The following is a 13,069-nucleotide window of genomic DNA, read 5'->3' as shown; positions in this document are numbered from 1 at the left end:
TTTTAGCTACGAATAGCCCGCGTTTGCATGTGGTACTCGTAATTATCCTCATCCGTTATAGTAAAACCCAGCCGCTTATAAAGTCCTAATGCTGGGTTGTTTTTAAGCACTGTGAGTTTAATGGGTTTTGACTGCGCATTTGTAATAACTTGTTCAATAACCGCTTTCCCATACCCTTTGTTTTGGTGCAATGGATGTATTTGTAATTGCATTATCTCAACGTGTTGAGCGTGTGTTTGGTATTTTAAAGTACCAATTGGTACCTCATTTATAACTATAAGATGGGAGCAGTCATATTGATCATTAAGCCTTAAAACATGCTGTTGATCTGTTAAAAATAACCCGGCATTTTCTAAGTGTTCAATCATAGTCAGTTTTCTGAGGCTTAATAAGTAGTCTCGGTCTGAATATGCTGCCTTTATAAATTTAAAAACCATAGTGCTCCCTTGCAACAGCCTCAATGTTTATATTTGTAGAACGAACTAAAATAAGTGCGCAGTATTAAATGTGCAAGCCAAACTAACAAAGGCAAGACTACCAATACCCAAGTGCTTTCCACCAAAGCCCGCCAATAATTCCCCATACACTTAAATTAATAACGCTCATTATAAGGCCCATTACCCACCAGTCTTTTAACGATACATAGCCTGAGCCAAACACTATGGGTGATGTGCCTGTTGCGTAATGCGTTAACGACATCATGAGTGATGAAGCGCCAGCTAACAGTAAACCTAAAAATAAAGGCGGAGCGCCAAGCGCTAAACCTGCGGCGTAAAATGCGGCAAACATAGCAGTAATATGTGCTGTGGTACTGGCAAAAAAGTAATGAGCATAAAAATACACAGCTACCAATATAATAGCCGATACAATCCAGTCAAAGCCTAGTTGCGCAATATTGCTCTCAACAAGTGTTGAAAACCACGTTACCAAACCTAGTTTATTTAAAAAAGTGGCCATCATTACTAATGCTGAAAACCAAATAACGGTATCCCACGCAGACTTTTCTTTAAGTACATCGTCCCAGCTTAATACACCAGTCACTAATAAAACCGACAGACCCAAAAAAGCCACTGCGGTTGTATTAACTGCGTAGTCAGCCCCTAAAATCATTGCAGGTACGCCGGCCCATAAAACAAGCAGCATAGCAAAAACACCCACCATTATTTTTTCGCCATAACTCATTGGGCCCATTTCAGTTAATTTAGATTCTGCGTAGGTTTTAGCGTCGGGCGTACTTTTAACTTCAGGTGGGTAAATGGCATAAACAACCAAAGGCACAAGGGCAATACATAGCAAACCAGGAACAAGCGCTGCCAGCGCCCACGTACTCCAAGTAATACTAATATTTGCACCAGTAGCATCTGCAATAAGCTTTACAATTAGCGGGTTAGGAGCCGTGGCGGTAATAAACATAGCTGATGTAATAGGGTTTATATGGTAGCTCACTAAAGCAAGGTAGTGGCCAATTTTACGAGAGGTGCCTTCCTCTGGGGACGAGCCAAAGCTTGTTGCTATCGACTTCATAATTGGGTGAATAATAGCGCCGCCTCGCGCGGTATTGCTTGGCGTTACAGGCGCTATAACAAGTTCAGAAAGTGCGAGTGCATAGCCAATACCAACTGTTTTTTTACCAAAAAGAGAAATAAAATTATAGCCAATACGATTTCCCAAGCCAGTTTTAGCTAAACCCCGAGAAATAATAATAGCAATACCAATCAACCAAATTAATGAATTTGAAAAGCCACTTAATGCATCTTTAATAGCGCCAGATGGGCTGTCATTAGTTACGCCGGTTAACGCAACAGAAGTAATAGCTAAAATAGCAATGGCGCCAATAGGCATTGCTTTACCAATAATGGCAACTACAGTACCAATAAATAAAGCGAGCAAATGCCATGCGTTTTCGGTAACACCTTGCGGAGGCGGTACAGCAAACCAAAGTAGTAAAACAATGGCTATAGAAATCAGTCCAGAGGTAACTCGAATATCAGTACCCTTCATTAAAAAATGTCCCTAAGTTTTAGAAATGCATGCATTCTGTTTATTGAAAAGGCAACGTTATTCTACTTCATTTAATAATAAAAAAGATGACGCACATCATATGAATATTAGACTTATTTAATTTTATTAATAAAGAGGAAATAAACTATAAACTAAAGTGATTGATCATCAAACGCACCGCCCTAAAAACAAATTAACTAAGAGTCAAATAACAATACTTTAGTAAACGCTAGTTCATATTGCGTGACGTAATATCCATACAGAACTTTAAGTTAAAAATACGTTCGTGCAGCGTTCCCATTTTTATTTGACTCAATTTATTGGATATTCTTTTTATGAAATTAAAGTTATTTATCGCAATTATTTTTAGCACTTCGATGTCGTCTTACGCGACAGAAGCAGTAGATAAAACGCAGTTTTCATTCGAAGACTTAAAAGCGCTGGCAAAAGCCTCAGCCGAAAAGCCCTATACGCCAACTAAGGTGCCAGCGCCGGAGTTAATCGATAAAATTACGTATGACGAACATTGGAAAATACGTTTTAAAGAAGATGAAACTTTATATCCAAGTGGAAAAAAGGCACCTGTACAATTATTTTATCCTGGTCGATATTTTCCTGAGCCAGTAAGTATTTACATCAGAGACGATAAAAATCAGGTACAAAATGTACCTTTTAGTAATGACGTTTTTGATATGCCTGATGACAGCCCAGCTCACGATCTCCCAGAAGGGTTTGGATTTGCAGGTTTTAGAATAATGCGCCCAGATATGAAACCAGATTGGATATCTTTTTTAGGTGCGTCTTATTTTCGTACCGACGGGCCAGAGGGGCAATATGGACTGTCGGCTCGAGGTATTGCAATTAATACGGGTATGAATCAGGCAGAAGAATTTCCGCGCTTTTCTGCATTTTGGATTGGCCCCGCAGAGAAAAAAGGTGAAAGCGTGTCTGTTTGGGCATTGCTTGAAGGGCCTTCTATCACTGGTGCTTATCGATTTGGTTTAAGTAAAGATAACAAAGAAGCCAAAGGCCATATTACCTCTGTAACGGCTAATTTGTATATGCGCGCCGATGTTGAACGCTTAGGCGTAGCACCGTTAACCAGTATGTATTGGTACTCACAAAAAGATAAAACAGAAGCTAAAGATTGGCGCCCAGAAATTCACGATAGCGATGGCCTTGCGATTCACACAGGATCGGGTCAATACGTTTGGCGCCCATTAAATAATCCTCAGTCGGTGTCGACCAATAGCTTTATTGATGAGAACCCAAAAGGGTTTGGTTTAATCCAAAGAGACCGTGACTTTAATAACTACCAGGACGACGGCGTATTTTACAATAAGCGTTCATCAGCGTGGATAAAACCTACTGACGATTGGGGCAAAGGCGCAGTTCAGTTAATAGAAATTCCTACAAAAGATGAAACGTTCGACAATATTGTTGCCTATTGGGTGCCTGAAAAAGAGGCGCGCAAAGGTGATGAGTTTACCTTTTCTTATGATATTGAGTGGCGTCCACTCGATCCAAAATCAAAAATGCTTGCAAGCGTTGTAAATACTCGCCAAGGCTTAGGCGGAATTCCCGGCCAGCCAATCCCTGAAGGCGTTAACAAAATGGTGATTGATTTTGAAGGTCCAGTATTTAAAGGCTTAGATAGCAAAAGTGGTATAAAATCTATAGTTGAAGCCAGTAACGGCGAAATACTAGAGCCAATTGGCGCTTATCCGGTAGTTGGTACAAACCAATGGCGATTAGCGTTTGACTACAAACAAGCTAACAACAATCCGGTGAACATACGCGCGTATTTAGTTGATAAAAATGATGAAGCTATAACTGAGACATGGGTAAGTGATGCAAAGGTAACGATTAAATAAGACCTTAAAGTAACTGTTTAGCATATTGTTCTTAAATGAACTCAGGCGCTTTTTATCCTTGTTCTTTTTAATGCTTGGCTTTATGTATGCTTTAATTAAATTTATAATTCAAGCATACAAATTACGTGCATAAAAAGTAATGGATACAAATTTTAGTGGAACTTAATATGACATTTTTAAAAAATGTAAAGCAACAAGCGGCGACTAAAACGCCTTCTGAATTAGAGCGTTTATGGCAGCGAATTGAAAAACATACTAAGCGTAACGCAAACTTTGATATTAAAAAGCAGATCCTGTTTTCTCAATTTCAAGAACAAGTAGAGCACCATGAGCAAATTCAAGCTCAAATGATTGCAGAACAAATTATTCATTTTAGTAAGTTTATCCAACGTAAAAGCTTAACTATTGAACAGCGTAATGAACTTGTGGATTGGATAAATGAAGATTTAGATTATTTGTCAGAACATCCATTCATTGGCGAGTTGAATGTTGAGGAAGTGTCTCAAGTTTTTCAATCTTACCTAAATAAGTATAACCAAGATACGGTTAGTACAATCCCTTCTTCAGAGTTAAACATATTACGTAATATGTTACAGCAAGATTTCCCCGGTTTAGAATTAACAGATGACGAACTGAGAGAAATAACAGCTGATCCTTCATTGCTTTATAAGCACCTTGACGAGCAAGGTTTTGGTGAGGAGAAAGATGATGAAGCGTTTAGTGCAGATAATATGCACTATGAACAAGATGAAGATTGGGATGACTTTTTTGACCAACACGAGCGATTTGATCGCGATGAAATTAAACAACAAAAAAACAACTCAAAATTAGAAAAGTTATTTAAAGGCTCGCAGCTAAACAAAATGTATAAACGTTTAGCATCTAAGTTGCATCCAGATAAAGAATCTGATCTTGCAAAAAAAGCAGAAAAACACGAACTAATGCAACAGTTAGTACAAGCTCGAAAAGAGAAAGACGGTTTTACTTTATTACAACTTTACATAAGCCATTTTGACGACGATGTCGATTTTGACGAAGAAACCAAAGCAAACTTAATTCCGTTACTGCAAAATAAAATAATCGAGCTAAATGAACAGCATCGGCAACAAAAAGAAAGTAATGACCAATATACAATTGTGTGGCGTAAGTTTAATGGTCGTAGTAAAGCGCAAATTAAAGATAATTTTGTAAACCATTTAGCGGCGCTAAATAATGAATGTGATGAAATTGCTAAACGTTTAGAGTATTGCACTACGGTTAAATCACTTAAAGAAGAGCTTAACAACCGAATTATGAATAAACGTCATATGCCCATGTCTTTAGAGGCGGCTCTGGAAAACATGTTCAATTTTTGATGAATTAACAGTGACGCCAGCCTAAGTTTTTTCATTAAGTTAGAATGGCTGTCCTGTTTATCTGTTTCTTTACGCTGCGGCAACTGTATTGCCTTGTTCATAATGTAGAAAAGCTGCAAAACGCGATGTATTAAGAAAGATAAGCCCTTAGTACCTCAATAAAGTCACTCAAACACCAGTGTTCCCTTCTAAAATACTAATTTAAACAACACCGAACACTTTTTGTATTTTACGTAAAATACAGTAAACGATTGAACCAAAATATGAACTCGGCTATGGTTTATTTACCAATAAAAATAAAAAACGAGTTAACCTGCAGCTTGTTAGCTGTTTCGAGGGATTGTATGTTTTTTTTGAGTAAATTATTTTGTTGGGAGCGAGGCCGACAAAAATCAGGCTACGATAAAATGTTGATTTGTGGTGCTACGTGGCCAATTAAATTTGATACATATTTGCTTAAATTCCCACAAGGAAGTGAAATAGCACCACACACAGACAAAGTTGAATCTGGTAAACACTATCGATTGAATATAGTACTGAAAAAAGCAGATTTGGGTGGTGAGTTTATTTGCAGTGATCCGATATTTGAAACAAAGCGGGTTAAGCTATTCCGCCCTGATGTAAGTGAGCATCAGGTATCAAAAGTTATAAAAGGTAATCGATATTTACTCAGCATTGGGTGGATAAAAGGGAGCGCTAAATGCTAGATTTAAGACCTAATTGTGAATGTTGTGATAAGAATCTACCTGCACAGTCCACAGAGGCTTTTATTTGTTCATTTGAATGCACATTTTGTTTTGGCTGTGCTCAAACGGTATTAAATAACGTGTGCCCAAACTGCTCAGGTAATTTGGTTCAGCGGCCAATTCGCCCTTTGGCTGCACTAAAAAATTACCCAGCATCGACTAAACGGGTATTAAAAGAAAGTGCTTGTTCGCCAAACACATAAAAACATAAAGTATAATAATTACATTTCTGGGTATGGAGATCTGATGAGAAAATCCTTTGAATTTACTGTTAAGTCAATCAAAGTTAAAATAATTAACACTTGGTTTAGTGGTGCTAAATTATATGTAAATGGTGACTTACGAGATACTGACAAAACTTTGTTAGCTATTAGGAATAATACTTTACTATCTGCAAATTTAGGTGAGTTGGGTGTTCTAGAAATCAAGCCATTATCGGGTTTAATTACCGTCGAAATGGATGCATATTTGGTTAATGGTACAAACATTCAACATGTATATAGCTCACATAAACGCCTTAGCCTAAAAGAGCAAAGGGCAGCCCGATAAAGCTACTTTAAATAACGTATATTCCTGCATTTACCTGCCTTCAGTAATAATCTCCAAATGACTTTAAGGAGGTTTAAGCCCCTAAGCATACCAAGTTAATATACTTGGTTTACTCGATTACCTTAAATCACTGACACTCTTTCACATAAAGTAAAAGCGCGCTGTACATTACACTGAGTGCCTTTGTTACATCGCTGTCGATAACCGCTTCTGCTGGGTGATGGCTTATACCGCCAGGGCTGCGTATAAACAACATTCCAACGGGGCAAATTGGAGCGATTGCCATTGCATCGTGCCCTGCGCCTGAGGCAAGTGAAGGCGATGCTTGGTTATTGAGTTTACATGCGCTTGAAAACAAATGCTGAATTTTAGTGTCGCACGCTACGGCATCGGCGGCATGCGTCCATTGCCAATCAAGCGTTAAATTGCGTTTGCTTGCTATAGATTGTGCGCTGCTTTGTATGGCGCTTAGTAAGTTAGCGAGATCGGTGTCGCTTTGTGCACGTGCGTCTAGGCTAATGGTCGTTTTACCTGCAATCACGTTTGTAGCCCCAGGGCGAGACTGTATTTGCCCTACGGTGGCAACTTCGCCATTTTTAGCATTACTTGCTAGTTTTTCAATTTCGGTTACTAATTCTGCGCAGCCTGCTAACGAATCCTGACGTAAATTCATAGGGGTTGTACCCGCATGACCGCTTTGCCCTGTTAGGGTAAGCATGGCGCGTTTTGCTCCTGCGATTGCAGTTACAACCCCTAACGCCTGATTAACCGATTCGAGTACAGGACCTTGTTCAATATGAGTTTCCCAGTAACCTAGTAATTCGTTTTTGTTTAGTGCGGCCTTTGCGTAGTCGTTAGGGTTTAGGCCAAAGTCGAGCATGGCTTGGCGCATAGTTATGCCGTTTGTGTCTTTAATGTTTAGCCACTGTGGATCAAATTCGTTAGCGAGGGCTTTTGAGCCAATTAAAGTTGTGGCAAAGCGGGTGCCTTCTTCATCGCAAAAGCCCACTACATCTAAATGAAAGGGCAGGTCTAGCTTTAACTTATGTGCAAGCGCTGCAATTTCTATCCCCAGCAGTACACCTAAAATACCATCAAACGCACCTGCGTTTGGTACTGTGTCGAGGTGCGATCCTATAATTAAACGTTTAGCATGTGGGTTTGATGATTTAAGCCGCCCCCAAAGGTTGCCCACTTCGTCTTGCCACGATTGCATGCCTGCCTCAACTATCCACGATGCAGTAACGGCGTTACACTCTTTGTGCTCTTTTGATAAGTACACGCGGTGAATACCGCCTTGCATTTGCGATAGTGCGCTGAGGGTTTTACAGCGAGATAAAGCGCGTGTTGCGTATTCATCAGCAAGCTCTTTATCTAATAAAGGGCTGTGTTGTGGGCTTACAATCGTCATGCTAAATCCTTTTTTTATTTATAGTGAGCAAGGGCGGCAATGGCGGCTTCGCCTTTAGGGCCTTTGTAACCGTTAGCATGTAGGCAAGCGTCTAAGCTTGCAAGTGTTTGTAATACGGTATCTTTTCGGGCGTTGTAGCCCATAGTGCCAATACGCCAAATTTTTCCATGCAATGGTCCAAACGAGGTGCCAATTTCTATTCCGAAATCGGTTAGCATTTGTCCGCGTACGTGATCGGCATTAATGCCCTCGGGTATATACACACCCAGTACGTTGTTCATTTTATGTGTTAAATCACCAAATACATTTAAGCCGAGCGCTTGAATGCCTGTTAGCATGGCATCGCCATGTAATTTGTGGCGCGCTACGCAGTTATCCACGCCTTCTTCAATTACTATGCGGGCGCATTCTGAGGCGCAGTACAGCATGCTGGTGGCTTCGGTATGATGATTTAGGCGCTCCTCTCCCCAGTAATTCATGATCATGCCTAAATCAAAATAGTTTGAGCGTACAAAGGGCTCTGTGCCGTCGGTATGCTCCGCTGTGCGAATACCTGCTTCTACCTTTTTACGTTTTTGGATCCACTCGGCGCATTTGTCGCTAAGCGTTAATGGCGCAGACCCAGAAGGACCGCCTAAACACTTTTGCAGACCAACCGAAAGTGCATCGAGTTTCCATTCATCGGCAGGAAGTTCGTTACCCACAATAGAGGCGGTGGCATCGCAATAAAATAGTACATCGTGCTTTTGGCAAATATCGCCAATATGCTCAAGAGGTTGGTTCATGGTGGTGGATGTATCGCCTTGTACCATAGCAAGTATATGGGGTTTTACATCAACAATGGCTTTTTCGATTTGCTCTGGCGTAAACACTTCGCCCCACGGTACTTCTATTGTGTGCACCTTTGCGCCAACGCGTTCTGCTATTTCAGCAAGTAGGTGGCCAAAGCGCCCCATAATTGGCACAAGTACTTTATCGCCTGGGCGTAAAATTGAGCATAATACGGCTTCAATCCCTGCGCGCGATGTGCCATCTATTAGCATGGTCCATTCGTTTTTAGTTTTAAAAATTTCGCGGTAACGTGCCATGGTTTCGTTCATAAAACCGGTCATTACTGGGTCGTATTGGCCTATAAGCTGCGCCGACATAGCACGTAAAACACGAGGGTCGGCATTAATTGGGCCTGGTCCCATTAATAAACGCTGTGGTGGGTTTAAGGTTTGAACTTGCGTGTTATTAAACATATTTTAGGCTCCCAGAGTCTGAATAAGCATGCGTATGCCGGTTATCATTAAGACAACGGCAAAAGCGCGTTTTAGTTGTTTTTGATCCAGCTTGCTACCAATTTTTACGCCAATAGGCGCAAATAAAATAGTCAGCGGAATAATAAGAAAAAAGGCAGGGAGGTTAACCAACCCCCACGTACCTAGGGGAGCATCGGTTGGCGTTGTGCCAATACTTAATAAGGTAATAACGCCAGGTAGCGCAATCAACAAACCAAAAACGGCCGCAGTACCTACTGCAACATGGGCGCGTACATTAAATGCGTTTAGCATAGGTACGCCAATAGTGCCGCCACCTATGCCAATCATTACCGACAAACCACCTACAATACTTGCCATAACGCCTTGACCAAATTTACCTGGCAGTTGTTTTACAAGCGCGGGTGCGCCGGCTCTAAATAACATGTTTAAACTGACTAAAATAGCAATACAGGCAAACATAAGTACCAGTGCATTACCGCGTATTGAGTGCGCTAAGTAGCTGCCTACAACGGCCATAACTAAAATAAATGGTGCCCAGTATTTTATTAGCGCAAGGTCAATATTCCCTTTGCTATGATGCGAGCGAATAGATGAGAGCGAAGTAGGTACTATGGTTGCAAGTGATGTAGCGGTGGCTATCATCATTGCCGACTCTGGGCTTACGCCAAAACCTTGCAGTAAAAAATACAGCACAGGTACGATAACAATACCGCCGCCTACACCAAAAAGTCCTGCTAAAATACCAGCAAAAATACCGGTTGCTATTAAGGCCGCTACTATTGGCCATTGGTTTATTATTTCTGACATTGTGTTCCTGCTGTAGTTACTGTTGCACGTCCATCTGAACGAGGATCTGTTGCAGCTTCAAGGCTTGTAGGTGTATCTAAAATAGCCCCAGCGTGCCCCATCATTTCGTTATTATTATCAACGCTTACCCAATCGTGGTCACGTTGATTTAATTCATGTTCTATATGAAAAACTAACTCTTTTTCAATTTTTAAATTTGTACTCGTATCGCCCCATGTGCGTCCAAGTAACCAACGAGGGTCGCTAATTGCTTGTTTTATTGATTTATTTCGCCACGCGTAGCCTGCAAAAACAGCGGCTTGAGTTTGTGGCTGCCCTTCACCGCCCATTGTTCCGTAAGCAAGTCGACGACCATCGCTAAACTTTGCCAGTGCTGGGTTAAGTGTATGAGCGGGCTTTTTATTAGGAGCAAGGGCGTTAATATTGTTACTCGCATCAATATCTTCATTGTTTAAACTAAAGCTTAAACCACGGTTATTCCACACAAAGCCGCCTTCACTCATTAATATTCCGCTGCCAAATTCCCAGTAAATACTTTGAATAAAGCTGACTAATTGCCCGTTTTTATCTCTGGCTGCCATCCACACAGTATCGCCAGGCTCTGCGTTAAATGGCCATTTTTTGGCTTTACTCATATCAATATTGTTAGCAAGTTCGCTTAAGCGATTATCGGTTAGTGCGTTTTTATAATCATCCCCTAACACATCAGGGTCAGCCCAAAGGGTAGGGCGATGGGTAAAGCTTTGTTTAGTTGCCTCAACAATTAAGTGCGTCCAGTCGGCATCGGTTTTAGCTAAATGCTTTAACTTATTTACGGCACCAATTATTTGTAGTGAATGCACGCCCTGTGTTGGCGCGGGTAAGTTGTAGCAATCAATACCACTGAGGTTTGCATTTAGCGCAGTAACTACCTCGGCTTTAGTATTTGCAATGTCACCTGCGGTAATTGAGCTGCCTGCTTTTGCTAAGTCGGCGGCAAATGAGTTGGCAAGTGCGCCTTCATAAAATGCGTTTAAACCATGCTTTGCTAGGTATTCAAACGTTGCTGCAAGTTTAGGGTTTTTAAAATGCTGGCCTGCTTGTAAGGGCTTGCCATTGGGTATGTAGAGGTTTTTAAACGCGTCATTGGTATTGTTAGCAGTGGCTAGCTTTTCGCAGCCTGCTTGCAAGCTTTTTGTAACGGTAAAACCCTCGCGAGCAAGTTCAATAGCAGGTGCTAAAATTTTTGACAGTGGTAGTGCCGCATGCTCATCTAGTTCAAGCGCCTTTTGCCAACCGCGAATTGTACCCGCTTGAGTTAGTGCGCTTAATCCGCCGCGCTCTGGTATTTGCGTGAGCGAGTTATACGCCGTTGTATTAGTTGCTGCGCGGCCGCAGGCGTCAATAGCGGTAGGCGTTTTTTGGCTTGGGTTATCGATAAGCCAAAAGCTGTCGCCACCAATTGAGTTCATATGTGGATATACAACGCTAATCGCAGCGGCAGCCGCTACCATAGCCTCGGTAGCTGTACCGCCTTGTTTTAGTATATTTATACCCGCCTCTGTTGCCGAAAAATGAGACGCGGTAAATGCAATGTTGTGTGTGGTCATGCCGGTGTGTCCTGTTTAAAGTGTGCACCTAGGTGCTTAACGCAAGCAAGTAGGCTTTTATCGTTACCGTGGCTCATCATTAATGAAAAACCATACGGATGATCATTTGCTAAATCAGCCAGCGGTAAATGCACTTGCGCTGAGCCACTAAGCCCTGCAATTGCCGAAAGCGTAATAATTTGCATGCGTAAGGCGCTTGTGTCGGCGCCTAATTTAGGTGCGGTTGTGGGGGTGGTTGGCAAAAATAAACAGCTGTTTGTATTTAGGTTTTTAGCTATTAGTGTTTGCCATTGGGTTTGTACTTTTAGTGCTTCTTGTTCTTCTTGAACAGTTAGGGCAAGCGCCATATTAAAACGTGCCGCAATTGCAGGAGCAAACTGGGGAAGTTGCCCCGGCAATTGAAGCCAATCTTTATGCGTTTTTGCGATTGCTCGCCCTTGCAGTACTCTAAAACTATCAGCAAGTTCATTTAATAAGTTGCTGTTAGGTAGTTCAAATTCTTTATGGTGCTTAAAATTAGGCTTGGTTTTTTCAAGCAATTGTTTAAGTGGGGCTTGTAAAGCAGGGTCAACGAGTTCAAATAGTGCTTCGCAAATAACCAGCGTATTTACTTTATTAATAGCTTGTTGTGGTAATAATATATCGCCAACGCTGCTTAATAGCTCGGCGCTTTGGGTAAGCCAACCTATGGTATCAAAAGGGGGAGCCAACGGTATTAGGCCGTCTTTTTCAATCACGTTATGGCTTGGCCTTATGCCATATAAACCACAATAGCTGGCGGGTATTCTAATTGAGCCGCCGGTGTCGGTGCCTAAGCCAATATCAGCTAAGTTAGCAGCAACTGCAGCAGCAGACCCCATACTCGAACCACCGCAAGCATGCCCTTTTAATTTAGGATTTTGCGCAGCGCCATAATGTATATTACTACCCTCTAAGCTATAAGCCAGTTCGTCAGTATGGGTAAAGCCTATAAAGTTACAACCAGCGGTCATGAGCTTATTAACCGAGCTTGCCGTATTTTTAGCCGGTTTAGCTGTTTTAAACCAGTTTGGGTTGCCTGCGCTGTTACGCTCGCCCTTTACTGCAAATACATCTTTTACAGCTAAGCGATTGTTTGCAAGCACTCCAGAGTGGTTTGTTTGCCACAGGGTAGGACCGTGATTGCAAAATATACCTTTGTTGTTTTTTTTATCACTCATTTGCAGCTCATTATTATAAAACTGACCAAGTACTTACTTATTAAGTTAAGAGTGATTAAAAAGCGGGCTGGTTATTATTATGAATACCAATTTTATTAAAAACATGATCATTTTATCGGATTAAATAGCGCACTCACTGCGTCATTTTCTTCTCGTTATAATAGATCACTAATTTAATGCAATTGCTAAAGCTGTGCTTTTTAATCGGTAGTTTTGATTTTATAGTGCTTAGACTAAGCAAGAGGAATGCCATAAATTAAAATCCTGTCCAAC

12 protein-coding genes are annotated in these 13,069 nt (G+C 41.2%); 5 read left to right on the top strand and 7 right to left on the bottom strand.

Going from position 1 to position 13,069, the window contains the following annotated elements; all coding sequences use genetic code 11:
• Nucleotides 1-2: 2 nt before the first annotated feature.
• On the bottom strand, nucleotides 3-437 hold the full coding sequence (locus ABX891_RS19860; RefSeq protein ID WP_333298475.1) for a GNAT family N-acetyltransferase: 435 nt from the start codon (nucleotides 435-437) through the stop codon (nucleotides 3-5).
• Between the two features lie 97 nt (nucleotides 438-534).
• Entirely contained in the window at nucleotides 535-2,001 is a 1,467-nt protein-coding gene (locus tag ABX891_RS19855) for a DASS family sodium-coupled anion symporter (RefSeq protein WP_354630471.1), read from the bottom strand.
• A gap of 335 nt (nucleotides 2,002-2,336) precedes the next feature.
• Here ABX891_RS19855 and ABX891_RS19850 point away from each other — a divergent pair, with 335 nt between their 5' ends.
• From ABX891_RS19850 to ABX891_RS19830, 5 genes are all read left to right on the top strand, one after another.
• Nucleotides 2,337-3,875, top strand: a complete 1,539-nt coding sequence (locus ABX891_RS19850) for an OpgD/OpgG family glucan biosynthesis protein (protein WP_354630470.1) — start codon at nucleotides 2,337-2,339, stop codon at nucleotides 3,873-3,875.
• Between the two features lie 167 nt (nucleotides 3,876-4,042).
• A complete protein-coding gene (locus ABX891_RS19845) occupies nucleotides 4,043-5,230 on the top strand; it encodes a hypothetical protein (protein ID WP_010553585.1) in 1,188 nt (395 codons plus the stop codon).
• Nucleotides 5,231-5,574: 344 nt separating this feature from the next.
• A complete protein-coding gene (locus ABX891_RS19840; protein ID WP_169060732.1) occupies nucleotides 5,575-5,937 on the top strand; it encodes a 2OG-Fe(II) oxygenase in 363 nt (120 codons plus the stop codon).
• A complete protein-coding gene (locus ABX891_RS19835; protein WP_309169335.1) occupies nucleotides 5,931-6,179 on the top strand; it encodes a DUF1272 domain-containing protein in 249 nt (82 codons plus the stop codon). The genes ABX891_RS19840 and ABX891_RS19835 overlap by 7 nt, the downstream gene beginning before the upstream one ends.
• Nucleotides 6,180-6,222: 43 nt before the next feature.
• Nucleotides 6,223-6,525: a hypothetical protein gene (locus tag ABX891_RS19830; protein ID WP_024596154.1), complete on the top strand. Its 303-nt coding sequence runs from the start codon at nucleotides 6,223-6,225 to the stop codon at nucleotides 6,523-6,525.
• A 127-nt stretch (nucleotides 6,526-6,652) separates the two neighbouring features.
• Here ABX891_RS19830 and ABX891_RS19825 read toward each other — a convergent pair whose 3' ends face one another.
• Genes ABX891_RS19825 through ABX891_RS19805 form a run of 5 tightly spaced genes read right to left on the bottom strand, consistent with a single transcriptional unit; the run spans nucleotide 6,653 to nucleotide 12,796 of the window.
• Nucleotides 6,653-7,936, bottom strand: a complete 1,284-nt coding sequence (locus tag ABX891_RS19825) for an allantoate amidohydrolase (RefSeq protein WP_354630469.1) — start codon at nucleotides 7,934-7,936, stop codon at nucleotides 6,653-6,655.
• Nucleotides 7,937-7,950: 14 nt separating this feature from the next.
• A complete protein-coding gene (locus ABX891_RS19820) occupies nucleotides 7,951-9,180 on the bottom strand; it encodes a pyridoxal-phosphate-dependent aminotransferase family protein (RefSeq protein ID WP_354630468.1) in 1,230 nt (409 codons plus the stop codon).
• Between the two features lie 3 nt (nucleotides 9,181-9,183).
• Complete coding sequence (locus tag ABX891_RS19815; RefSeq protein WP_010553591.1) at nucleotides 9,184-10,008, bottom strand: sulfite exporter TauE/SafE family protein; 825 nt, start codon at nucleotides 10,006-10,008, stop codon at nucleotides 9,184-9,186.
• Entirely contained in the window at nucleotides 9,996-11,597 is a 1,602-nt protein-coding gene (locus ABX891_RS19810; RefSeq protein ID WP_010553592.1) for a gamma-glutamyltransferase family protein, read from the bottom strand. The genes ABX891_RS19815 and ABX891_RS19810 overlap by 13 nt, the downstream gene beginning before the upstream one ends.
• Nucleotides 11,594-12,796: an amidase family protein gene (locus ABX891_RS19805; RefSeq protein WP_354630467.1), complete on the bottom strand. Its 1,203-nt coding sequence runs from the start codon at nucleotides 12,794-12,796 to the stop codon at nucleotides 11,594-11,596. The genes ABX891_RS19810 and ABX891_RS19805 overlap by 4 nt, the downstream gene beginning before the upstream one ends.
• Nucleotides 12,797-13,069 lie beyond the last annotated feature (273 nt).

The sequence above is a fragment of the Pseudoalteromonas sp. NCIMB 1079 genome (assembly GCF_040567695.1).
GTDB lineage: Bacteria > Pseudomonadota > Gammaproteobacteria > Enterobacterales > Alteromonadaceae > Pseudoalteromonas > Pseudoalteromonas distincta.
This window is presented reverse-complemented; position numbering and strand designations above follow the sequence as displayed.